Consider the following 24,341-nt stretch of genomic DNA (forward strand, 5'->3'; position numbering starts at 1 on the left):
TCTTTCGTTTAAGCACTCTTCATGGCTTCTAATTCTTTGACGTCTTTGGCTAAAAGCGTTTTTAGGATCGCGACGGTTTGTTTGGCGGCTTCTTCCGGTTGCAGCGCCGTATCAGAGATCCCGGAAACTACGCGTGAGATATCGTGATCTACCCAACGCTTTTTTGACCAACTGGCTGCCGGAGCGGCGGTGAGATACGCAGAGAAGTTATGATGCCCGCTCCCGGGGCGTTCCCCGATGATATGAACAATTGCTTTGTTCCCGGCAAAATTATCGGCTCCAAACAAATGTTCGCCACAGGCATAACCCGCACGCACCCTACCGTGGGTGATCACCAGATTTTTAGCACTCGTAGTATAGCCTTCGTTATGGAGTTGGTCTTTTAGTGTATTCAAAAATGGAAGTAAATGACCATCATCCATCAAAGCTCGGGCGTTGAGTCCGTCTGAAATGATGATTTGAACATCAGGAATCTGATTCCAACTTTGGCGCAGTTCTTTCAGTTTTCGGGTGGCGTCGAATGACAGTTCTTCCCCACTTTCCGGGTGATATACATAATCTTTTCGATCTTCTGACCGGGTTTTGATCAATAAAGCCTGCGCTATTGAAGCTGCAAAAGATGCATCCATTGGCGTCCATAAACTTTCCTTAGCGTCTTCATACAGCTTTTTAACTTCGGCTTCTAATGCCGGATCCAAATCCCAAACATGTTCCCCAAAACCTTCAGCGATCGCTACTCCCCGATCTCGAATTTCTTTTAAGGTATTTTCGGCTTCCTGATAAATTTCAGATTTGCTGCGCGTATCGCCTTGGGCTTGCTTAAACTTATAATACACCCATTTGGGATCACCAAAATGCGCTGTAGGTTTTCCTTCGGCATCTATAACTTCTAGCTTTTTAAAGAACTCCCACATCGCATCATTGATCTTGTAACCAAACTTTTCGCGAATGCGCACATGGTCTGCAAAAGAGGTAGTGAGATAACTCAGCATCGGGTCGTTTTTTGTGGGCAGCGCCATCAAATAAGCAGGATTTGCAGGCATAACTTGTTCTATACACCAACTCAAATCTTCTAATGAAACATCCATATGCAAGGTGGAACAAATATCAAGGCCAATCGTTAGGCCATGCAATTTGCCCATAACCGTATCTTCAAGACAGCAGCGTACGAGTTGTTCTTTGGTCTTAAAAACTTCAGGGCCGATAAATCCCGCAACATCATTTACGTGTACCCACGGCTGTGCACCTTCCTGGTTTTGTGCTTTCAATTGTTCTTGAAGTGCTCTCACAAAACCATATTTGCGCGACTCATGCAACACCATATCAAATCCTGATCCGTGGCCGTTGGTAAAATCGGCACCTTGCCCGGTTTCGGCATACAAACCGTAACGCCCGTTGCGCTGCCGGGTATACTCTTGCATTTTATCAAGGCTCACGTCAAAGGTTTTATTGGCCGCAACCGTACCTGCCAAACTTTGAAACCAGATTCCCGTTGTACCGGGATGCTTTGCTTCTACTTCTGCCTGCACATCAATATGCGATAGCACACAGTTAGACAACGTATCTTCTAACTCAAAAGTGGTTAAAATATCATAAAGCGCCGCTTCTATTTTTGCCACGGAAACCGGATCGCTAGACACCGGATTGGTCCCAAGTACCAAATCTCCCACCGCATACGACCAGGCATCAAAAACCTGCCAGATAATATCATCGGTATTATCGGTTGGGGAATTGGGCTGAACACGAGCACTTAGATAACCTTTACTACCGATTTGACTTCCCGCCAGCGGGTTGAAAACCTTTTGACCTACAAGAATAAGTTCGTCATTAGACATCAACTTAACCACGCAACCGATCACATCACTGCTCAAAGCCGGCATAATGCGTTTGACCTCAGCTTCCGCTTGTTCTAGAATAAAGGTTTTAAGGTCTAAAATGCTAAAAGATTCCAATTCGGGAGGAGCAGTCGCTGTGGTTTCTCGCACCAAATCATACAAGGCATCCTGAAAAATCAGGTGTTTATCTATAGAAGCAATTTTGGTATTCCCTAACAATTCACGGGCTGTCGCTCTACTCGCATCATCTGCCGCAGCAAGTCCCAAAGTCAAATCACCTTCTTTAAATGCGTTAGCGGCACCTATGATCTTTCGATAAAGATCTGTATCGATCTTGCCTTGATTGCGCTGCAAATACGCAAAGATATCCTCGCCCTTCTTGGCAGGTTGAAGTTGAACCCGTTTTAGCGGTTCGCCATCATCCCCAATAAAATTACATCCGCTGAATAAAAGTGTTGCCGTGCTCATAAGTCCCATCTGAATTAAAAAATGCTTTCTAGAAATTGCTTCCATAGTGTTCCCTGTCTTCTCTTAAAGTTAGAAAAAAAGCTTCCGCAGTTTGTTGCCAAAGCGTTAAATCAAACTGATTTTATGGATTTTACAAAATACCAAGCCTAAAATGAGATTATAGAAACCGAAGCTTCACTTTAGCAAAACAACTAAGACAAACAGTAAAGTCTTTACCCTTTGGCAAAACAAAAAAAGCCCTGAAATCCTACGGACTTCAGGGCTGCTATTTTAAATATCAATAAGCTTATAATTCTTTGACTAAAACTACATTGAGGTAATACATTTTTTCAATACGATCTGGCGTTAACAGGTATTGATTTTTCATCGTAATATCTACCGCTTTCCAGGTATTCGCTACCGGAAATATTTTCAGCTCTTCGTGCGTTCCAACCAGACTTAAGGGCAAATCAAAGCCTTCAATACAGTTGACATAGCGGTATTTGATTTGACTATTTTCAGCATCTACAAAAAGTTCTAAAGTTGGAATCTCGGTCGTAGTCAAATACTGCTCAAAAACTTTAGAATAATCAAAGTCGGCTTTGCGCGAAATATAATCCTGTACCTCACTACCATCAACGGTTTTATTATGAAAAGTCTGATTCAACCCGGCCAAAATGTTTCTGAACAATTGATCGTTATTGATGCTGTGTCGAATGCTGTGTAGCATATTTCCGCCTTTAGGATACATATCGCCACTTCCCTGAGCATTTACACCATACGCGGGAATAATAGGCGTTTTATTGCCAATCCCTTGTCGAATACCGTAATTATATTCATTTGCAGCTTCAGGACCGTAATTATAATCTATAAATAAGGTCTCGCTGTAATTGGTAAAGCTTTCGTGAACATACATATCTGCGAGGTCGTTTGTGGTGATGTTGTTGCCAAACCACTCGTGACCGCTTTCGTGAATGATGATAAAATCCCAGGTCAAACCCAGTCCGGTGCCTGAGCCGTCACGACCGCGATAACCGCCGGCATAGTAATTTCCGTAAGAAACCGCCGATTGATGCTCCATACCGGTATTGTCTACTTCTATCAGCTTGTAACCATCCTCATAAAACGGATACGGCCCAAACCAATACTCAAAGGCATTCAACATATTATGCACTTCTTTAGGCATATACTCTTTGGCTTTTTCCAGGTTATAATCCAGCACCCAATAATTGAGATCAAGATCGCCTTTTACACCCGGATGTACCTCTTTAAAATTCTCGTAATGCCCGATATACGGAATGATCGTATAATTACTTATCGGGTTTTCAACACCCCATTTATAACTCGTAGTACTATCTTGATGTTCGGTTTTATCCAGTAAGCGACCGTTAGCCACGGCAGTCAACGCATCAGGAACACGCATCGTTAATGAAGCACCACGATCGGGTTCGTCGCTTTGATGATCTTTATTGGGATACCAGATAGAAGCGCCCAAACCTTGACACGTAACGGTCATCAATGGTCTGCCTTCTGCGTCTTTAGAAAAAGACCAGCCACCATCCCACGGTGGTCGTACCGCCACGTGCGGATTTCCACTGAAAAAGATTTTTACGGTATGCTCAGAATCTAATTCCTGCGGAAGTGTATTGACCCAATACACATTACCTTCTCTTTTAAATTGTAGTTCGGTTGCATCGTCAAAAAGAATGCGGTCGATCACCAGCGGTTCTTGCAAATCGATCTGCATCACATCAGGATGTTTTTCCTGAACCACTTTATAGGTGATTTGATTTGCCCCGGAAGTAAACTGCTTATCATAATCGGGTTGCACCTCAATATCGTAGCGCATCACATCCCACCACGCCCGCTGTGGAGTAATGCTTCCGCGTAAACTATCGGCTCTTGTAAATTCTTGTGCAGCAACAGAAAGACTCAAAATAAGTCCCAAGACTGTCAGCAAATTGACTTTTCTATTCAATGTTTAGTGTTTTAGGGTAAGTGTGATCGGTTTTGCCTGAAGCGGAATTTTATATGCACCGCGCACCTTCTCATAATCTAGTGCATATTCTTCCGGAAGGTTTACATAAGCAAACGGTGTGATTTCCGTTTTAGGCGCTAGCCTAAGTTGAACCTCTTTCGTTTTCTTATCAAAGCTAACTTGTTGAACTGCTCCGGCATCTAAAGTGATCCACAAGGCTAACGGCTGAACAAACACCGCATTTTTAGCAGCGGTCGTTAATTGCATTGTAACCGAATTCTTTTCTTCTGTAAGATTTCCGCCGAAGGCCAAATAGCCCAATTCTGCATCTTCAACCAAATACGCCGAAGAATTGATCGCGTAACCATAGAAATTAGAACCGTAATCGCCAGACAGGTAATCGATCTCTAGCGTTGAAGGCCAACTGTGAAAAGCTGCCGCTCCAAAACCATCTTCCGTAATATTAGAAACCGCGCCTAGCAAGCCGCCGTAGCCCACTTTCAACAAATGCAAATCCTCAGGATTTTCCCGATAATTGTCCAATACAGGAATTGCATTAAGTCCGGAACCGTAATGATGAATCTGGCGCTCTACACGCGATAGTTTACCACCATAAAGAAAATCCCAATAACGGCGAGCATTCCCATTATACGCCCAGTGCGGCATTGTAGGCATATAGGCTAAAATAGCGCTCAAAGTCACCGCAGCTTTGGCGTCGTACCCAAAATAATCAGACCACATATACACCTCTTCCTGACCGGTAGAATCCCACGGCATCTCACTACCAAAAGGATAGGCCAGCGACTCCCAATGATCGGCACGTTTTTTCATTTCGGCTTCAAGCTTGGTAGCTTCTTCTGTGAGTTGCTCGCGTTTTAAATCTTTGAGTACGTGCAGAAAAATACTTCCTTCCATCTGACCAAACTGCGCATAATACGGAGCCTGAGTAGTCATCGCCAATGTGGTTTGATACGCCTGTTCCAGATACCATTTCCAGTCTTTTTGAGTGACCAGATTATCATAATAGCGTGACAAGCGGTAGAGCGTCCAATAGGCAGCAACCACGTGCGGATAGTTGTACGATCTACCGGGATCTGCAGCTCCTTCTTTATTCCAGGCTGCCCAGGTATTCCAATTTATCGTGTCGTTATACGTGCCTGCCGGAAATTCTTCCGGTTCATAATACAACACACTTTTACGCACGCCATATTTATGTTCGCCCTCAGCATTTTGTAACACGCCCCAAACGGTTTGGTTTACAAAATCTTCTAGTTTTGAAACCTGTTCTTGATCGGGCTGAAGGTATTGTTTCATCATTCCGCCTAACCAGCTTCCGGCGCCACCTTCATCGCTCAAACCGGCGATCCAAACCCTTCCGTCTTGCGTCACCTGTCGCTTGTTCTGATAATCATACGAAATCAATGAAGGTGCTCTGTTGAACAGATCTTCATCGTCATCAAACCATTGATTATCGAACAAGAAATTCCCAAAGTCAGCAACCAATTCACTTTCAGGCTTAATAACTTTATAGTTGATGCTTTGTGTTTTTCCATTCGTGTACTTGATTTCGACACGCGCTCTTCCCCACTGATTTCCGGTAACGGTGTACACATCATACGCATTCCTATCTGCTTCTTTCTCAACCGAAAGTGCACCTTCAGGAGTCACCTTGATACTACTTACATCAGAATTATATTTTAAAAATAATTTTCCCTGTACATCCTGCGGAAGCACATAGCCCGGAACACCAACAGCCACCGGCATATCTTTTTCCGTCAGTTGTTGTTGTACTTTTTTGATTTCCGGAGCAAGTGTCAATCGTACTGAAAATGTTTTGAGTTCGCCTGGTTTTAAGAAACCTGACGTTGGCGTATTCCATTGCTTTACACCTTCCCATTCGTCTGAAGCATAAGCCTTGCTATTGGCCATCCACTCGTGAAAACCTTCAAACACAATGCTGCGTGGCGAAGGATCGTCAAGCAACGGGCGATAGGCTTCAAATGGCATATTGTTCTCAGGAAGAACAAGTAAAGTTTTGCCTTTTCCGTCTAAGCGTTTTACTTCGAGATAGCCTGCATCAAGCCCGATATATGGATCGAAAAATACATTTTTAGCATGCGCTTCTTCCAGCGAATTTCCTTCTAAAATATTGTTGAAGATCATCGGGATCCCCAGCGCGCCCAACTCGACAGGTTGATCGGTTTTATTCTGAAAATCAAACGCCAAAATCAAGTCGCCGTCGGCTTCGGTATAATAGCGTGTAATACCAAGCGGAAGCTCTTCCGGCAACGTATTGGCTAAATTGGCAGCAGCCAAAGCGCCTTCTTTAGCTATCGCTTCCACAGGTTTTCTGGCAGTCGCGGTTGAGACCGTATTCCAATCTTCTGAACCATCCAGGCGGTATCTAAAATTGATATCTCCCAAATGGTAGAGTCCGTTGCCGGCTCTGATCTCCAAGCGGTCTCCAGGAGTAAAATCAAATTCAGGATCTGATTTTGGAGCCAAGGAAGCCACCGTTTGCGAAGCCTTGACCAACTTGAGTATAAATTGATCGGTTTCTAAGGTTTCAAAGCCTGATTCAAGACCTAAAGTCGCTTCTCGCTCTTTGACTTTATCCCAATATTCCTGGGCTTGTGCACCTGCTGTAATGCCTATAAAAAGAAGGGTAAATACCCTTAATGCTTTTTTATACGTGTTCATATACGTTGATTTCTAATTTAATTTGAATTTATAGATTCCTGCCGACTCCTTAGCGACCTGTAAGCTGTTATGCTCCAACTCAAAAGAAGTTTCTTCGAGGTAGATACTGTTTTTATGTGTAACATCATTATACACCATATCGTTGGCTCCTGTGATCACAAAAGCTGTTCCTTGCGTTGGAATATTTTCAGTAATAAAGTCAAGCGCTAAGTGATACTCCTGATGCGTAGCATTGATAACCGAAAGTGTTAAATATGTTCCGTCTTCGGTTAATGTAGCCGCAACATCTAAAGGCTCTGGAGCACCCGAAACCGCAACAGGAATAGTACCGAATTCTTTTCGGTACGTTTTTAAGACTAATCCGGTTCCCTCAAGCCAGCTGTCAGTAGGTGTTGTTTTTATCGCTCCGATCACATTCACCGTTTGCGCATAATTGGCCATATAATACATCTCAGACTGGCGTGAGAATTCATTCAATCCTGCGGCAATTCCTAAAGCATCGCGCAAGAAATAACGCGTTCCCAACAATCCAAACTCGTGCGGACCGTACCAATAATTCCATTCATCAAGTGCGATCTTGATATCACGATCTGCGATTCCCGGAATTTCCCTGCGAGCCCTACGGTGTTCTTCTGCGATTTCTCTAATCGCATCCGGCATTTGCTTTACATGCGTGAGCAAACCGCCTGCATGCCAATCCTGACGGTAAAAATGCTCGCTGATGTAGGTCATATTTTCAGCTGTATTTTGATACATCATATCATTCCATTCCCCGGGATAACCTACGGCGATGAGATCTATATCGGGATCTACTGCCCACATTGCTTCGGCTACTTTGTTATGCTTTTTCACATACTCTTCAATTGGCATATGGCCTAATTGCCAGTCGCCAAACATCTCGTTTCCTACCGCCCAAAGTTGAACATTATACGGCTCAGGATGACCATTTGCCGCGCGTCGTTTTCCCATAGGTGTAGTAGCTGCACCGTTAAAATACTCTACTTCGTTTGCTGCCAATGCTGCATCACCCAAACCGGTGTTCACGGCAATATTGGCTTCAGCATCTAGTATTTTGCAGAGTTGCATAAACTCGTGAATACCCACATCGTTATATTCTAAGCCATTCCAGGCGCGCTCATATCGTGTAGGGCGTGCATCGGGATTGCCTATACCATCTTTCCAATCATAACCCGAGACAAAATTTCCACCAGGCCAGCGGTAAATTGGGGAATCTAATTCTTTCAACAATGCGATCACATCCGGGCGAAAACCTTCAATATTATCCTCCGGCATTAAGGAAATTGCGGCGAGCGTGACTTTCCCGGTGCCACTAAAAGATACATTCAGCTTGGCAAGATCTCCAAAATTTGATTTCGGTTTCAGTTTAAATTCTTTAGTAATAAAGTCTGTACTTTCTGAATTGATTAAACCTATAGTAGTTGATGAATTGGCGGTTTCTAAACCAATTTTGACGCCCGTAACACCGTTGTCAGCTTTGTAAACAATACGACCGATATAAGATTTATCGGCGTATAATGAAATAGAGTCCTGATAAATAAGAACTGAATCATTTTTGACATTAAAAACCGGTAAAGCCATTTCTGAAAAACCGTTTTCGGCATCTAATGTGATTCTGGTTGTATCTACGCTCGTCGCCCAGGGAGAATTACTGGTTCCCGGTTTATGATAAAATTTACGGTCGGTTAGCATTTCAGCCCATAAGCCACCATAGATAGATTTACCCATATGCTCGATGAACTGGCCGTAGATATACGGCGACATCGGTTCCTTTTGCGCTTCCAGATCGATGCTAACTTTAGGTTCTAGGGTTTCTGCTGAAAGTTCTTCAAGCTTGATATCCTTAAAATAGGCAGTTCCTGAAGCAGGCGCGTTTTTCCCTAAAAGACATTCAATAATAAAACTATCGTCTCCTTCAGTATTAAACGTCATTTCGACCGGTGTCCAGGCAGTAGTACCTGTAAAAACAGTATCTGTTTTAGAAGAAAATTTACCTAAACCAAATCCCGCTCCGGCATTGGGTTTATCTGTCGAGACATTTTCAGTTTTTACAAATCCGCTGACTTTATATTGTGCGTAGGGCTTTACATTTACTTTCTTAAAAACGCGTCCCATCTGCAAGCTGTCGTGATTGATCACCAAAACTCTGGCATCGGTATCCTTGAACGTACTGTCTGAATAATTCTCTTGATTGCTCCAATATTCTGTTTCCCATCCGGCTTCTTTAAACGTTGAACTGGCATCAGGAGATAGATCGATAAGGCTTGGCTCTTGCTTTGTCTGGCAAGAAAGAAACAAGCTCAAGCCAATAAGAGCGAGTGTATATTTAATCATAAATCGAAATTTAACAGATATGGCATTGGTAAGTTTGCTTTGCTAACCAATTCAAATGCTTAAAATAACACAATTGAAAATGAAATCGTTTTGTTAAAGTTACCAAAAGATAATAGCATATTAACTCTATAAATGTAACTAATACACCTTTGCCGATAATCAAGTATCAACCCTAGTAAAACCAGATTATTAAATCGATTTATCTCAAATTTAAAATTGTAAATGTTAAAAGTACACGTTTTATGATCTATATCTAACCTATATTAATACGATATTACCCCTAGACTTGACTTGAACTATAATTTTATGTCAATTTTATAGCAGATTTAAGCACAAATGAAAGTTCTCCCCTTTAAAATACCGAAACCTGGTAAAGAAGCCTTGGTCTATCAAGAAGACCACGAACTCAAATTTTACGATAAGTTACATGAGCACGAAGAGATTCAGATCAGTTACATTGCTAAAGGATCAGGCAGCCTCCTCTTGGGTGATACGATCAATGAGTATCGCGAAGGCGATATATTGGTCATTGGCGAACACGTTCCGCACGTTTTTAGAAGCGATAATACTGCTACCGACAAATCGGTGATGTACACGCTGTTTTTTACTAAACATTCTTTTGGTAAGGAGTTTTTTAAACTCACCGAAATGTCAGGTATTGACAGTTTTTTCAATGAGGCAGAAAACGGAATGAAAATCACCTCGAATACCGATTTACTGATCAATAAATTCTCCAAGCTTAAAAATCAAAGTCGTATAGAGCGTCTTGCTTCATTTTTACAGATTCTTGATTTAATCCAGCAGTCTGAAAAAACACCTTTATCCTCTTTTGTCTATCATAAAAAATATACCGATGTTGAAGGTAAACGTATGAGCGACGTGTATCAATACACCTTAGATCATTTTCAGGAGAACATCACCCTCGATATGATCGCGGAGGTCGCAAATATGACCAAAAATGCCTTCTGCCGATATTTTAAAAGACGTACCAACAAAACCTATTTACAGTTTTTGATCGAGCTGCGTATAGAGCATGCTTGTAAATTGTTGTATAAAGAAAGAGAGCTTTCGGTAGCTGCGATATCAGAGCTTTGTGGTTTTCAGAATATCGCTAATTTCAACCGAAAATTTAAAGAGTTAAAACACACCACGCCGTCAAAATATCGGTTACAGGTTGCTTAATTGATCTTGAGCAAAAGATTAGGATCGGGGCAGTTTGCTCTATAAAAATCAAGGTTCTTTAAGGTAGACACTCCGGGATAATCGCCGTGATTGCCTTGCAGTTCTTTTATAAGCTGAAAATGCAAATGCGGCCCGTAATCTCCATTTTCATCGGGCGTACCTAAGTGCGCGATCGTTTGCCCTGCTGCAATAGCCTGCCCCACTTTAAGTGATTCTAAGGAGGTTCTTGAAAGATGCCCATATAAGGTATAAAAATGCAAGTCTTCAAAGTGATGCTCTAATACCACACAAGGCCCGTAATCGCCATAGTTGGTATTGTCTTTAAAGCTATGCACGCTACCCGCTACCGGAGCCAGAACGGGAGTTCCTGCCGCACTCCACACATCGATTCCTAAATGGATATTCCGTTTTAGATCGGGATTGTCATTGTGAAAATACAAGCTGCGATCGTAAATACTGCGCTGTTCCAGATAGCCTCCGTAAGCCACACGACCGCCGGTTTTTGCCAGATAGGTATTGATATAGTGCTGAATGGCTTCCGCAGAACTCGTATCTACTTCCTCTAAAATTTTATTAGTAACCGACAGGTCTAAAAATCGGTAATCTGAAGCCGTATACATACTATCGATCACCGGGGTAAAGCCGGTAGTAAGTGTTGCAATTCGGTCTAAAAAAAGCGCGTGTTCCATCGCGCCAAAAATACAATTCTGCCCGCAGTAAAAAACAAAAAAGTCCGTTTTGGCAGAAACGGACTTTTCAAATAATTAAAACTAAAAAACTCAATTAAGCACGACATCACTATACTTAGAAGATATCGCTATAATACTGTCTGTATTTCTTGATTTATAAAAGCCGTTAACCATACTGCTGTTATAGCCTTCCATAACTTTGGCTTCTATTTTCCGAGGATAATTTAGACGGCTGCGAACGCCGTTAAAATTAAAATGGAACGGAGTCTCCGGCAGGTTAAGCACCACATCACTGTTTTCTACACTAATGTTTAAGGTCTTAAAGTTCTTACCCAGTTTAGGTATTGAAAGTTCGCCAAAGCTTCCTGTGATCACCGCTGCGTCTTCAAGCTCATTGATCACGATGCTACTCGCTCTGGAGTCTACGTTAATGCTTTTTGCTTTATCGATCACACAGTTTTTAAGATAGCTGGCGCGCAGGGTTCCATAATCCCACATCGCCACATCCACCGGACTATACGCAACATTGATCAATGTTTTTTCACCAGAGATCGTATTGGCCATAAAATCACCGTGAGCCAAGGTTACCCGGGCGTTTGTAGCCTCAGAGATCTTGATGTCTCCGTGGCGTACATTAAGATCTAATTGTGCTTTTTTAGGCATACGCACGACGATCTTACGTGTGAATGATCCTTTCGGTTTTACAGCAGCTCCCGCCGGATTACCGGTGTAGGTATAGGTCATTTGGGTGCTTACATTACCATTTGCATCTGTAGTAACTGTTTTTTGAAGACTTCCGCCTTGAGCTTCGGCCATTTGTTCTAATTTCTTGGCAAAGTCATTACTCCAGCCCTGCATCGCTTTTTCAACATTTTGTCCTAAAGCCGCCATATCGCTTTCTATGGCACGACCAAAAGTAGCTCCTAAAGCTTCAGTCGAACCGCCGAGTTGCTTACCAAAACGTGCTCCCCACGCTTTCATATCTGCACTAAACTCATCGCCCCAGGCTTCAATCGCAGCACGCCACTGATCTACTTGAGCGACACTTACATCTGTACCGTATTTTTTATTCATCGCAGCCACATAGGCTTTTTTGTCGCGATTAAAAGCATTACTGTCAAAATTCAGATCTTTCCCAAAAGGAGATTTGGGCATTCCTAATAGACTGCTTCCGGCAAGGCCTTGTCCTGCGGCAACCCGCTTTTTATTATTCTGTTCCCATTTCTTCATCACCACGTCAAAATCTTCTCCTAGATTCTGCTCGATCTTGCGCTTGTATTGCTCCAGGTATTTGGCTCCGTCGCGTTTATAGGCTTGGTAATCAAAAGCGATCGCGTTCATTCCTTTATAAAACTCTGCAGGAATCTGAGCTCCCGAAAACTGCTGAAGCACCGGAGAAAGCATATTTTGCATCACCGGCTGCATCATTTGCATAGACGAGGTGATCAAGTCATTAACACCACGCACCGGTGCATTGCCCATAGCCAAGTTAACTGTTGATGGTGCTCCGCGGCTTACAATACGCACCGCTTTGCTGTTGCCCTGTACACTGATTTGCCAGCCTTTTAAAAGTTGGTCTATTTCTTCCTCGCTTAGATCTTCAGATTCAATGATCGCAGCGACCTCAACTTCATCTTTATTCCAATCTTCAAAAACAATATCTGCGTACTGCGATTCGGTAAGTATAGCGACATCGGCAGCGGTATCAAACCGTTCGGTAAGTTTGGTACTTTTGGTTTGTGCTTGAGCCTGCGGAATAAAAACCAATACCGCCAGTAAGAAAGCACAAGGCTTCATTATCCTAATCATAAATTTATAAGGTGTTGGTCTGAATCTCATTATTTTGAGACTCTTGTAATTCATTTAATTTTTCTTTGAGCTTGGTAAGCAGGTCTAAGCGAAACTGTAGATTATCGATCAAGGCTTGAATGTTTTGATCATTAACTCCTGTAGCTACTAAATCTGCATTAAGCCTGTCATATTCTTGGTTAAGCTCTTCAAGCTGTCCCATAAAAGCATCTACGATCGCTTTATTATCTTCTGTCACGTTAAGCTGTGCCAACTCCATATGAATGCTCGCCAGGTAACGATCTTCTATCTGCTTATATTCTGGTGAAAAATCACTCAGCTGTACTTTGGTAGGTTTCGCATTTGCTACTGCATGCACTTCTGTAGGCTGATCTGCCTGTGCCCCGCTACTCAACGGATTGTTCAAAAGCAAACCGCTAATGGCGATCACCACAACCAGTACGGCAGCAATTTTCATCCAGAGATAACCTTCTGCTTTGGCTTTTTCTGCCTTACCAAAATGAGCATCAAGACGCGCATTAAAGCGTGCTTCATGACCCCGTTTAAGCCCCTCATCAGGAATGCTTAAATCATTTTTAAACAATTCTCTAATATCCTGTGCCATGATATTTTGTTTTAAGTTTTTCTTGCAATTTTTTCTTTCCGCGATGCACCAGCGTACGCGAAGCGACCTCGGTAATTTCTAAGATTTCTGATATTTCCTGATGGTCATAGCCTTCTACCAAAAAGAGCATCACGGCATAGCGGTACCGCTCTGGCAATTCTTCGATAGCTTCTTTGATCTGATCAAGCGTAATCCCATCATCTACAGACCAGTCATTATGCTCATCTACCGTACCTAAAACCTGCTCGTTGATCGCGACCAACTCGAGTTTTTTGGCCTTCAACATATCGATACTTTTATTGATCACGATACGCTTTAACCACGCCCCAAAGGTCACTTCACCATTGTACTGATGCATTTTTGTAAACGCTTTTACAAAACCCTCCTGCATGGCTTCTTCGGCTTCAAAAGAATTCTTTAAAAACCTAAAAGCAACATAATACATGCCTTCGCTATACTTATTGTAAAGTTGCATCTGTGCACGCCGGTCGTTTTGCTTACATCGTTCAAGTATTTCGGTAATTTGCAAAATGGTAAATGGTTAGTTGCTAATTCCTTTTCTAAAGACGAAGCTTTTTCGTCTGCGTTGCAAAATTGTGATTAAATATTTTAGATAAACTATAAGTGGCAGGTTATTTGATTCTAAAACTGAAAATAGAATAACATGAAGTCACTTTATTTTCTGATGCTCATACCGTTATTAGGAGTGTTTTCCTGTTCTCATAACATAGAGGATATTCCTGAAGTTTCTCAAGATCTCGAGACCTTGTATTTTCCAAATGAAGAACGTTTTAACGCTTCTTCTAACGAAAACATTCTAATCGATCTAAATGATTTCAAAACATACGCCGAATTAATCGCAGAAATGGACAAAAATGCCTGTGATGGAAGAGGCAATATTCTAAGTTTTACAGAAAAAAATAGGCTACTAAAAATCCTTGTTTTTAAAAACTGTAGTAAGCAAACTTTATTTGGATGCTATGGGCGAGTAGATCTATTTGATTTTCAAAATGACTCTTTAAGATCGAACTTTGAAACCAATGTTTCAGCAGATCTATTCCCTTCAAAAGTCCGGGAGACCTTAGATACCCAAATTAATGCTCCGTATTTCAATAAAGATGAATTAAAGAGGATTTTAATAAGTATTGACTACGCTACTGATAGAAAAAACACTTCAATAGAAAATTTAAAAAATACATTGCGCCTTATTACAACTACAATGACTCAAGTTCAGGAAACATATCAATTAGATATTCCTTATTATTTAGAAATTGACAAAACCAATATCACCCCGCCGCCTCCATTTTTTAAAGAATTTTAAAACTAAAAAACTCAGGGCAAGCCCGAGCATTGTTTAGCAACGAATTTTCAATTTCAGAACATTCCGATAGCTATCAGTACGAAGTATTAAACCCTTTGGCGGTGCAAAAAAAAACCCGCTCATAGAGCGGGTTTTAATTTTAAGAAACGCCTTAAACTACTCGTCTAAAAGTAAGTTTAAGGTCACATCAATATTATCCATTGTAGCGCGAGAATACGGGCAAACCTCGTGAGCCTCGTTTACAAGCTCTTCCCCTTCTTCTACGTCTACAGTAGGCAGGTAACAATCCAATACCACTGCAAGCTGAAACATATCTTCTTCATTCTTGCCTATTTTTACAGTTGCAGTCACCGTGTAAGCACCAAGATCTACTTTTTTCTCACGAGCAACGTGTGCCAGTGCGCTACCAAAACACGCAGAATAACCTGCTGCAAAAAGTTGCTCAGGATTCGTCCCGTCACCACCGGCGCCGCCTAAGCCTTTAGGTACACTGAGATCAAAGTCTAATGTGCCGTCATCGGTTGAAACACTGCTGTCACGACCACCTGTGGCGGTAGCCTTTGCCTTATATAAAGCTTTCATAATAAAATTTTCGTTGATTAATATTTTGAATATACCATTCCTATTTTGAGGAATCAACGCGAGATTCTTAAAGATTTCACAAAAATGCGAGCAAGCCGATACATTCCAATATTTTTCAGTTGTATTTCTTCTTCAATTAGCTTTTCCCGTACCTTTAAGTTTTCAGAACTATTCCATTGAAATCTTCAAAACCTAAACATATCGATTCCGCTGCCGCGAAAAAACTCATCGCAAAGCGCAAACAAAGCATTCCTACCGAAGCATTGATCCAAGGTATTCTTAAAGGTGACACCACAGCCTTGAGCAGAGCGATCACGCTTATTGAAAGCAATGCGGTCGCCAATCAGCAAGAAGCTCAAACAATTCTTGAACAGTGTTTACCACAAGCGAAACCTGCAGTGCGTTTGGGAATTACCGGAGTTCCCGGTGTAGGAAAAAGCACCTTTATTGAAGCTCTAGGAATGCGCGCCATCGATCAAGGAAAAAAAGTAGCGGTACTGGCCATAGACCCCAGCAGCAGCATTGCGCACGGAAGCATTCTGGGCGATAAAACCCGAATGGAACGATTAGCAGCACACCCCAAAGCATTTATACGCCCGTCTCCGGCAGGCGACGCCTTGGGCGGTGTGTCCCGTAAAACACGGGAAACCATAAGTCTGTGCGAAGCAGCAGGTTTTGATTTGATTATTATTGAAACCGTAGGCGTAGGCCAAAGTGAAACTGCCGTGCATCACATGACCGATTTTTTCCTGCTCCTCAAACTGGCAGGCGCCGGAGATGAACTGCAAGGCATCAAACGCGGCATTATGGAGATGGCAGACGCCATCATCATCAACAAAGCAGACGGGACGAATGAAACTGCAGCAAAGCAGGCACAAAGCGAATTCTCAAAAGCGCTGCATCTATACCGGGCCAAAACCAGCGGCTGGCAACCTCAGGTGCTGCTGTGTAGTGCGCTGGAAGAAACCGGGATTGCAGCCATTTGGGAAATGCTCAACGCCTATATCAAAGCGGTAAAAGCGAACGGTTTTTTTGAAGAAAATCGAAAACATCAAAACAACTATTGGCTACAAGCAAGCATAGAACAGGCGTTAAAAGATCAGTTTTATGCAAATGACAAGGTCAAAGCCCAAGTGCCTCAACTCTTACAAAAGATCAATGAGGGGAAACTTACTGCGTTTCAGGCGGCACAAAGCTTACTTGACTTGCGCTAACGTGTTAACCGCGCATAGCGTTTTTCGTTCTTTCGGTATTTCAGGAATCCCACGACGATTCCTAAGATCAAGCCTATCGCTCCAAAGAGTACAAAATCCATTTGGTCAAACATCGATCCGCTAAAGTAGGTAATCACCAATTTGTAGGTCAATGCGCCTAAAATTACCTGCAGCACGATCCCCAAAATAAACTGAAATTTCCCTTCTCGTTTTTCCTTCCAGTCTTTTACAAACTTGCGGTCTTTCTCATCCAATCGCATAGCGCTTTCCTTTAGTCTACAAATTCTTTCTTATACCAGTCGATTTGCTTTTGCAAACCTTCTTTTAAAGTGGTTGAAGGATTATAGTCGAGTAAGCGTCGGGCTTTGTCGATATTGGCTTTGGTAAACATTTGATCTCCGCCACGTCTGGGCACAATATCTTTTCTAATCTGAGTATCCAGAAGTTCTTCAACGATCGCGATCCCTTCGCCTGTGGTGTGTTCCTGTTCGGTTCCCAGATTGATCACTTCACCATCAACAATGGCTTCTTTTCCGATCACACTTACCACACCATCAATGATATCGTCAACAAAGGTAAAGCTGCGCACGTGGGCCTCACTACCTTCAAACAACGGAAATTCGTGATGGAAAAATCCGCAACCTATGAGTTTGGTATACAGTTTTTCGGGACGTTCCCTCGGCCCATACACCGAAAATAAACGTAGGGAACAGGTTTTCATTTTTTGCTCTCTGGTTTTAGATAACACGATCTGTTCTGCAGCGAGTTTGGTCACCCCGTAAAAAGAAGCGGGTTCAGGAGCTGCATCTTCGGTCAAGGTTGCGCGTAAACCGTAAATAGACGAAGTAGAAATATTGGTAAAAAGTTTCAGCCCTTCGCATTGCAATGCAAAATCGATCAGGTTTTTGGTAGCGACCAAATTATTCATCAAATAATCTTCAAAACTTGAGGTCGCTGCAATACCGGGCTGTGCTGCAAAATGAAAGATATAATTAAAATCTGTAGGAAGTTTTTCAAAATCTTTAGGCTCTCGCAGATCTACCATTTCCATAGGGATTCCTGCTTCCTTCAGGTCTTTGGCATTTCGGTCTTTGAGATCGGGACTGTAATAGGGCGAGAAATTATCGATACCCACAACGTCAAAATTCAATTTCTTCAAGCGTTCGGCACAATGCGAACCTATAAAACCGGCGGCACCGGTTACCAATACTTTCATATTAATATGTTTCTTTAAATAGTTTGGCAAAGCCAAAACGGTGCAGCGCATACACCAGCAGAGCGATGAGCGCTCCTATGATGATCCCTGTCAATACATCTCCGGGATAATGCACGCCCACATAAATGCGGCTATAGCCTACAAGCAGTGCCCACACCAAGAGTACAGGAAATATCCATTTATATTTTGATTTTAAGATCAAGCCCACAAAAACCGCCAAAGCCATCGAGCTCGCTGCGTGTGCCGAAAAATACCCATAACTCCCGCAACGTACAGCGATAAATCGCGCCTGCTCCATTACACCTTCCTGACGACACGGCCGTAAGCGCTCAAAACCGTGTTTGAATACATTGGCCAGCTGATCTGTTGCAGTAATGAGCAAGGCTACAGCGACTAAGCTGTACAGCGTTCCTTTTAAACCGAACTTTTTATAAATGAGAAAAAGTAAAAAGGCATACAGCGGAATACTCGACCATTTATTGGTCAAAAACAACCAGAAAGGATCCCAGGTCTCTGTTCCCAAATTATTGAGAAAGAGAAAGACTTCGTGATCCAGTTCCTTCAACGTATTCATTTAATCGTCTTCGTAGCGCGCTACTTCTCTATCGTAAAAATCGGTAGCTGCTTGAATTAAACCTTCGGCTTCGGTAGCCAGTTCTTCCTCATCGTTTTTATCAAAATCCTCCAACCATTCTACATCATCGGTTTTTAAATCGATTATAAAACGTGGAAAATCGGTATGTATTACAAAAATCGATTCGGGATAATCGGTATTATCACCCAATATAAACTTAGGAAGTTCCATAATTAAACGTTTAAAGGTTCATCACCCGTAAAAAGGCTACGAAGATACGCATTCAAAATCGTTTATTGGCTTTAGAAGCACAACGGTATTTATAGACTACAAAAGTACACCAGCCCTTTAAATTTTCTGCTTGAAGTGATTTGAAGTTTTATACCGTATCTTCGTGCGCGATTCTATTAAACCCTGAAAACGCTATGCAACCCACAACAATTCTGCTTCTAATTGCTGGCTATTTTATCACGCTAATGCTCATCTCCTACTTCACCGGAAAAGGTGGATCAAACGAAGAATTCTTCAAAGCGAGTAAGCAGTCGCCGTGGTATCTGGTAGCATTTGGGATGATAGGCGCCTCACTCTCGGGCGTGACCTTTATTTCGGTGCCGGGTTGGGTTGAAGCTTCTCAGTTCAGTTATTTTCAGGTGGTTTTAGGGTATACCGTGGGGTATGCGGTCATCAGTCTCGTCCTGCTTCCGCTCTACTACCGTTTGAATTTAACTTCGATCTATACCTATCTCGAAGGACGTTTTGGAACCGCCTCTTATAAAACCGGGGCGTCGTTCTTTTTGCTAAGTCGCGTAGTTGGTGCGAGTTTTAGATTATACCTCGTGGCTAATGTGCTACAACTGCTGGTTTTTGACAGCATGCAAGTTCCGTTTTGGGTGACCGTGACCATCACGATTTTGCTCATCTGGCTCTATACCTTTAGAAGTGGAATCAAAACTATTGTATGGACAGACACGCTGCAAACCTTGTTTATGCTTACCGCCTTGGGCGTGGCGATCTATTTTGTATCGACCGACCTGGGATTAAGCGCAGGATCTCTTTTTAATTTTATTGCGGAAAGCGATCTATCGCAAATGTTCTTTTTTGACGATTGGAAAAGCGAAGATTTCTTCTTTAAGCAATTCATCAGCGGGGCCTTTATTGCCATTGTGATGACCGGTCTCGATCAGGATATGATGCAAAAAAACCTCACTTGCCGAAGCCTGAAAGATGCTCAGAAAAATATGTTTTGGTTCACGATCGTACTCACCGTGGTGAATTTTATATTCCTCGCACTTGGCGTATTGCTCACCGTGTATGCACAAAAAAACGGGATCGAAGCTTCAAAAGACGACCTCTTCCCGTACATCGCTACAAAAAGCGGCCTAGGCTTTGGTATTGCCATCTGTTTCATTTTAGGCTTGATCGCTGCAGCTTATTCTAGTGCAGACAGCGCACTGACCTCGCTCACGACTTCCTTTAGCATCGATATTTTAGGGATCGAGAAAAAGTATGATCAGGCAAAGCAAATTGCAATTCGTAAAAAAATACACGTTGCCGCATCCTTGCTTTTGATCCTGGTTATCATAGGCTTTAAATACCTGATCGCCGATGAAAGCGTCATCGCCAGATTGTTTGTTTTTGCAGGGTATACCTACGGGCCTTTGTTAGGCTTATACGCCTTCGGTTTATTTACGAAATGGCAGGTAAAAGACAAGCTGGTTCCAATTGCGGCAGTCGCTTCGCCGATTTTAGGATATACCATAAGTCAGTTGACCTTGACCTACCTCAATTTTGAATTTGGTTTCTTTATCTTGATCTTAAACGGACTCCTGACCTTTTTGGGCTTAGTAGCTATTCGTACTCAAAAGCACTAAGGTACAGGCAGGATCCACTTCAATACTTGCTTCTTGCAGTAGTTTATAAAACTCCGGATTTTCGGTTCCGGGATTAAAGATCACGCGTTTGGGTTGCAGTCCTATGATATAGTCGTAATACGCTTGCTGACGCTGTGCATTGAGATACAACGTAACCGTGTCAATAGACTCATACTCCGGCATACCTATGTCTATGGATACTCCGGCGACTTCTCCCGCCCTTAAACCGATCGCCACAACAGGTTGATTATTCTTTACCAGTTTATGTATCGCCATATACGAGTAGCGTATAGGTTTTAGAGAGGCGCCAAGCACCAGCGTTTTCTTTGCTTTCATAAATCAAAGTTAAAGGTTTCCTGCAGCTGTAACAATATCTTTTTTATACGGTCTATGTAATAGAAGTCGACTTCCAAGTTTGAATCGTTTATAAATTAGTTTTGATGGTTAGTGTTAATTTCTAGCGTTCAAGCTTGAAAACCCGAGGTTTAGCGGTCTCGGGTTTTCTTTTTTTAAACTTCCTCATATTCTAACCCTGATTTTTCCGCAGTAAAAAACAATTGAACTCGGGACACTTCCGGACTTAAGTTGAACAAATTTTCTGCAAAGTATCGAAATAATATGCACCTCTACAACTTCAATAAACCACTTACATTCAGTCGAATGAAAACATTTAAATTAGTTATTCAAAAATAAAGGTAACTTTTACTGTAACAGATTTGATACACGTTCGTCTTTTAATAAACCGCTAATCACGGGGTACTTTGGTTTTGCTAGTATGCATTACAAAGTATTATGTTTTATCAATCAACAAAAATTCGAACAGTTATGAAACTTAACCAAGGGCTTCTATGCCTTATGCTCACCCTTTGTACCACTCTGCTTTTTGCGCAGCCTAAGCCCAATGAAGTAGTGACCGGCTCGGTAACCGGAGTGGTGATGGATGCCGACCTTAACCAACCTATTCCCTACGCCACCGTAGTGATCAATGCAGGTGAAAAAACCGTAACCGGTGGTATCACCAACGACGATGGTGTTTTTGAGATCAACAAGATCCCAGAAGGTATTTACTCCCTGAGAGTACAGTTTATGGGGTATGAAGCCTTTGAACGCGACCTGAAGATCGACCGCGAGCACCGTACCAACGATATGGGTAAACTCAATTTAAGTGCGGTTCCCGCAGAATTAGACGCTGTGAACATTGTCGCAGAACGCACCACAATCGAGCAAAAAATCGACCGTAAGGTGATTAATGTAGGGAAAGATTTGACCACTGCCGGAGCTTCAGCAGCAGATATTATGAATAACATTCCGTCGGTGAATCTCGATCAGCAATCCGGGGCGCTTACGCTACGCGGAAACAGCAACGTGCAAGTGATGGTTGACGGAAAATTATCTAATATTCCTGCAGATCAATTATTAAAACAGCTTCCGTCTAACTCGATCAAAAAGATCGAATTGATCACCAATCCTTCCGCCAAATACAACCCTGACGGAATGAGCGGGATCATCAATATTGTATTACACAAGAACGTGAATATTGGCTTTAACGGTGACGTAAGTGCCGGTCTGGCTTATGAGAAAAATCCGCAGTTTAACAGTGGTTTGAATTTGAACTACCGCAACGGTAAATTCAACCTGTATTCTAATTACAGCAACAGCATCGCAAAACGTGCGAATTATGGGACGATCTATCGCGAAGGCGATAATTCAACACAATTTTTTGATATGCTGAACGACCAGAATTCACACCTGCTTAAAGTGGGTCTTGACGTGTACCTTAATGATAAGAATACGCTTTCGGTATTCACTTCTCAAAACAGCTTTAAAGGCGCTCCCGGCGGAAACATCAACATTGTTTATGCCGATGATATGAGCCGCAATCTGATGCAGGATTTTGGCGCAGATATGGATAATTACTCGCAGCAGTACAACTTTGACTACAAGCTTGATTTTGAAAAAGAAGGGCACAACATCGAGTTTGAAGCCGATTACAATACGTTTGACGCAGACGAAGACACCTTCTTTGACTTTACCGGCGCAACACCACTTGCAGACTATGAAGATTTTGTAGATACCAAGCGCGATCGCACTACCTTAAATTTAGATTATGTAAATCCGCTGTCTGAAAGTGAAAAACTGGAAGTTGGTTTACAAGCGATCTTGTTCAACACCGATATTGGCTACAGCAGTACCGGACAATCTTACAATGCAGCAGGCAATCTGGTTCCTACGCCTAACACACTTTTTGACTACAGCAGAGATATTTATTCGGCATATGTAACCTATGGAAAGAACTATGAGAAATGGTCATATCAAGCCGGTGTGCGAGCAGAGCAGGTAAATGTGGTTGCAGATACCAATAGTGTGCGTGCGTTTACCAACGATTATTTTGAGTTGTATCCCTCGGCTTATGTAACTTTTAATCCTTCGGAAAAAAATCAGTATCAGGTAAGTTACAGCCGAAGAATTGACCGTCCCGGTGTTGGGCAGGTAAATCCTATTAGAGAATGGAGTTCGCCGCTGGTAACTCAATACGGAAATGTGAATTTACGTCCGCAGTTTACCAATTCGTTAGAAGCAAATTACACGCGATCGCTGGGGAAAGGAAGCATTACTGCCGGTGTGTTTTACCGCATCATCGAAGATCAGATCAATCAGGCGGTTTATGTAGACCGGTTCAATCTGGATCGTGCAGTCTTGACCAATGACAACTTCGACTCGACGACTGCCTACGGTTTTGAAGTAAGTGCCAATTATAAGCCGTTCAGTTGGTGGAGTGTAAACGCGAGTTTTGACCTGTTCAGTCAGACACAAACCGGAATTTCAGAAGCTTTAGACACCGATATCGACAATCCAACGGTTGATGATATTATTTTAACCGAACGCGAAGTGACCAACTCGGTGTTTAACACCCGCGTCATCAACAACTTTACAGCGACCAAGAAGCTCACCTTTACCGCTTTTGCAATGTTCAGAGGCCCGGGACAAAACATTCAGTTTAGCAATAAGTCGATGTTTATGACCAATGTTGGTGCGCGTTACAGCCTTTTTGAAGGTAAAGGAACCATCAGCTTGAACTACAATGATATCTTCAATACGATGAAAGCCCGCTTTACTGCTGTGAGCCCGTATGCGCTTGAAGGTCAATTCAATTGGGAAAGCAACACGGTTTATGTTGGATTCAACTACCGTTTTGGTGACAGTAAGTTTAGAGCCAAAAAACGCAAGAACCGCGACGATAATGAGGCAGATGGCGGCGGTTTATTTTAACATAATTTTAATTTTTTTACTATAATTGTAACAATAATGGGTTTTCACAAACTTATTATCAACTGACCTGTTAAAATCTACGGTTATTGTTTATTAGAGTTAGCCTTCTACAAACATAAATAACCATTTAATAGGTATAAAAAAACCCGGAGCGCTTGCTCCGGGTTTTGCTTTTTAAATAGTTGAAGGTCTATAACTTATCGGCCAGACTTGCGGCATCTATCGCGCCGTGAGACGTATGATAGGTGGCTGCTCCGTTCTTGATCAATAACAATTGCGGACTCTCATGCTGCACATTGAATTTTGTTGCGATGGCGTTACTGATGTCGCGATGCGCTTTAAGATCCAGAAAATAAGGTTCTAGCTGCTTTTTATCATAAGCGTAAGCTTTTTCAAAACTACGCAGCGCCATGCGGCTGATGCCGCAAGTGGTACTGTGTTTAAAAATAACCACCGGTACAGCTTTAGAGCGCTCAGCGATCTCGTCAAGCTGCTCCAGGCGCTCGAGCGGTATCCAGTTCATTTCTTTTATCTCTTCCTTCGCAATATCTCGCTGACTTTTAAACAGATCAAAAAGTCCCATAATCTAATTCTTTTTAAGGTTTGTTAACGCTTGTAAACTCAAGTCGTTTGTAAATTTAAGGAAACTTAATCGGCTTTTGTATTAAGAAAATCCAAAGCACCATAACCGACAAAA

General features: G+C 42.3%; 20 protein-coding genes. 5 read left to right on the plus strand and 15 right to left on the minus strand.

Features of this window, described 5'->3' with window-relative positions; all coding sequences use genetic code 11:
• Nucleotides 1-8: 8 nt before the first annotated feature.
• The 4 genes from eutB to MED217_RS12175 all read right to left on the minus strand — a co-directional run bounded on the left by eutB (nt 9) and on the right by MED217_RS12175 (nt 9,312).
• On the minus strand, nt 9-2,348 hold the full coding sequence (gene eutB, locus MED217_RS12160; RefSeq protein ID WP_009780822.1) for an ethanolamine ammonia-lyase subunit EutB: 2,340 nt from the start codon (nt 2,346-2,348) through the stop codon (nt 9-11).
• A 241-nt stretch (nt 2,349-2,589) separates the two neighbouring features.
• Nucleotides 2,590-4,260, minus strand: coding sequence for a M1 family metallopeptidase (locus tag MED217_RS12165; protein WP_040532797.1), 1,671 nt, complete (start codon nt 4,258-4,260; stop codon nt 2,590-2,592).
• 3 nt (nt 4,261-4,263) lie between these two features.
• Nucleotides 4,264-6,960: a DUF5695 domain-containing protein gene (locus tag MED217_RS12170; RefSeq protein ID WP_009780824.1), complete on the minus strand. Its 2,697-nt coding sequence runs from the start codon at nt 6,958-6,960 to the stop codon at nt 4,264-4,266.
• A gap of 12 nt (nt 6,961-6,972) precedes the next feature.
• Nucleotides 6,973-9,312 (minus strand): alpha-L-arabinofuranosidase C-terminal domain-containing protein, encoded by a 2,340-nt coding sequence (locus tag MED217_RS12175; RefSeq protein WP_009780825.1) that lies wholly within the window; start codon nt 9,310-9,312, stop codon nt 6,973-6,975.
• 336 nt (nt 9,313-9,648) lie between these two features.
• Here MED217_RS12175 and MED217_RS12180 point away from each other — a divergent pair, with 336 nt between their 5' ends.
• Nucleotides 9,649-10,494, plus strand: a complete 846-nt coding sequence (locus tag MED217_RS12180; protein ID WP_009780826.1) for an AraC family transcriptional regulator — start codon at nt 9,649-9,651, stop codon at nt 10,492-10,494.
• Here the strand turns inward: MED217_RS12180 and MED217_RS12185 are convergent.
• The 4 genes from MED217_RS12185 to MED217_RS12200 all read right to left on the minus strand — a co-directional run bounded on the left by MED217_RS12185 (nt 10,491) and on the right by MED217_RS12200 (nt 14,071).
• Entirely contained in the window at nt 10,491-11,183 is a 693-nt protein-coding gene (locus MED217_RS12185; RefSeq protein WP_009780827.1) for a peptidoglycan DD-metalloendopeptidase family protein, read from the minus strand. The genes MED217_RS12180 and MED217_RS12185 overlap by 4 nt on opposite strands.
• Nucleotides 11,184-11,273: 90 nt before the next feature.
• Entirely contained in the window at nt 11,274-12,980 is a 1,707-nt protein-coding gene (locus tag MED217_RS12190) for a hypothetical protein (RefSeq protein WP_009780828.1), read from the minus strand.
• A gap of 16 nt (nt 12,981-12,996) precedes the next feature.
• A complete protein-coding gene (locus MED217_RS12195) occupies nt 12,997-13,596 on the minus strand; it encodes a hypothetical protein (RefSeq protein WP_009780829.1) in 600 nt (199 codons plus the stop codon).
• The gene (locus MED217_RS12200; protein WP_009780830.1) at nt 13,580-14,071 is read right to left on the minus strand and encodes an RNA polymerase sigma factor; all 492 of its coding nucleotides are present in this window, start codon (nt 14,069-14,071) and stop codon (nt 13,580-13,582) included. The genes MED217_RS12195 and MED217_RS12200 overlap by 17 nt, the downstream gene beginning before the upstream one ends.
• 189 nt (nt 14,072-14,260) lie before the next feature.
• Here MED217_RS12200 and MED217_RS12205 point away from each other — a divergent pair, with 189 nt between their 5' ends.
• Nucleotides 14,261-14,917, plus strand: a complete 657-nt coding sequence (locus tag MED217_RS12205; protein WP_009780831.1) for a hypothetical protein — start codon at nt 14,261-14,263, stop codon at nt 14,915-14,917.
• A 156-nt stretch (nt 14,918-15,073) separates the two neighbouring features.
• Here MED217_RS12205 and MED217_RS12210 read toward each other — a convergent pair whose 3' ends face one another.
• Nucleotides 15,074-15,499 (minus strand): organic hydroperoxide resistance protein, encoded by a 426-nt coding sequence (locus tag MED217_RS12210; RefSeq protein WP_009780832.1) that lies wholly within the window; start codon nt 15,497-15,499, stop codon nt 15,074-15,076.
• Nucleotides 15,500-15,675: 176 nt separating this feature from the next.
• On the opposite strand from MED217_RS12210, the gene meaB reads away from it, so the two are divergent.
• Nucleotides 15,676-16,713, plus strand: coding sequence for a methylmalonyl Co-A mutase-associated GTPase MeaB (gene meaB / locus MED217_RS12215; RefSeq protein ID WP_009780833.1), 1,038 nt, complete (start codon nt 15,676-15,678; stop codon nt 16,711-16,713).
• Here meaB and MED217_RS12220 read toward each other — a convergent pair.
• Genes MED217_RS12220 through MED217_RS12235 form a run of 4 tightly spaced genes read right to left on the minus strand, consistent with a single transcriptional unit; the run spans nt 16,710 to nt 18,734 of the window.
• On the minus strand, nt 16,710-16,973 hold the full coding sequence (locus MED217_RS12220) for a hypothetical protein (RefSeq protein WP_009780834.1): 264 nt from the start codon (nt 16,971-16,973) through the stop codon (nt 16,710-16,712). The genes meaB and MED217_RS12220 overlap by 4 nt on opposite strands.
• 11 nt (nt 16,974-16,984) lie before the next feature.
• On the minus strand, nt 16,985-17,929 hold the full coding sequence (locus MED217_RS12225) for an NAD-dependent epimerase/dehydratase family protein (RefSeq protein WP_009780835.1): 945 nt from the start codon (nt 17,927-17,929) through the stop codon (nt 16,985-16,987).
• 1 nt (nt 17,930) lies between these two features.
• A complete protein-coding gene (locus MED217_RS12230; RefSeq protein WP_009780836.1) occupies nt 17,931-18,503 on the minus strand; it encodes a phosphatase PAP2 family protein in 573 nt (190 codons plus the stop codon).
• Nucleotides 18,504-18,734, minus strand: coding sequence for a hypothetical protein (locus MED217_RS12235; protein WP_009780837.1), 231 nt, complete (start codon nt 18,732-18,734; stop codon nt 18,504-18,506). It lies immediately after the preceding gene.
• A 194-nt stretch (nt 18,735-18,928) separates the two neighbouring features.
• Here MED217_RS12235 and MED217_RS12240 point away from each other — a divergent pair, with 194 nt between their 5' ends.
• Entirely contained in the window at nt 18,929-20,374 is a 1,446-nt protein-coding gene (locus MED217_RS12240; protein WP_009780838.1) for a sodium:solute symporter, read from the plus strand.
• Here MED217_RS12240 and MED217_RS12245 read toward each other — a convergent pair.
• Nucleotides 20,345-20,710 carry a CoA-binding protein gene (locus MED217_RS12245; protein WP_009780839.1) on the minus strand — a complete coding sequence of 122 codons (366 nt, stop codon included), beginning with the start codon at nt 20,708-20,710 and terminating at the stop codon, nt 20,345-20,347. The two genes, MED217_RS12240 and MED217_RS12245, sit on opposite strands and share 30 nt — an antisense overlap.
• A gap of 489 nt (nt 20,711-21,199) precedes the next feature.
• Between MED217_RS12245 and MED217_RS12250 the strand changes: the two genes are divergently transcribed.
• The gene (locus tag MED217_RS12250) at nt 21,200-23,644 is read left to right on the plus strand and encodes a TonB-dependent receptor (RefSeq protein ID WP_154648937.1); all 2,445 of its coding nucleotides are present in this window, start codon (nt 21,200-21,202) and stop codon (nt 23,642-23,644) included.
• A gap of 190 nt (nt 23,645-23,834) precedes the next feature.
• Here the strand turns inward: MED217_RS12250 and ytxJ are convergent, their stop codons facing one another.
• Nucleotides 23,835-24,227, minus strand: coding sequence for a bacillithiol system redox-active protein YtxJ (gene ytxJ / locus MED217_RS12255; protein ID WP_009780841.1), 393 nt, complete (start codon nt 24,225-24,227; stop codon nt 23,835-23,837).
• Nucleotides 24,228-24,341 lie beyond the last annotated feature (114 nt).

This window comes from Leeuwenhoekiella blandensis MED217 (assembly GCF_000152985.1).
Lineage (GTDB): Bacteria > Bacteroidota > Bacteroidia > Flavobacteriales > Flavobacteriaceae > Leeuwenhoekiella > Leeuwenhoekiella blandensis.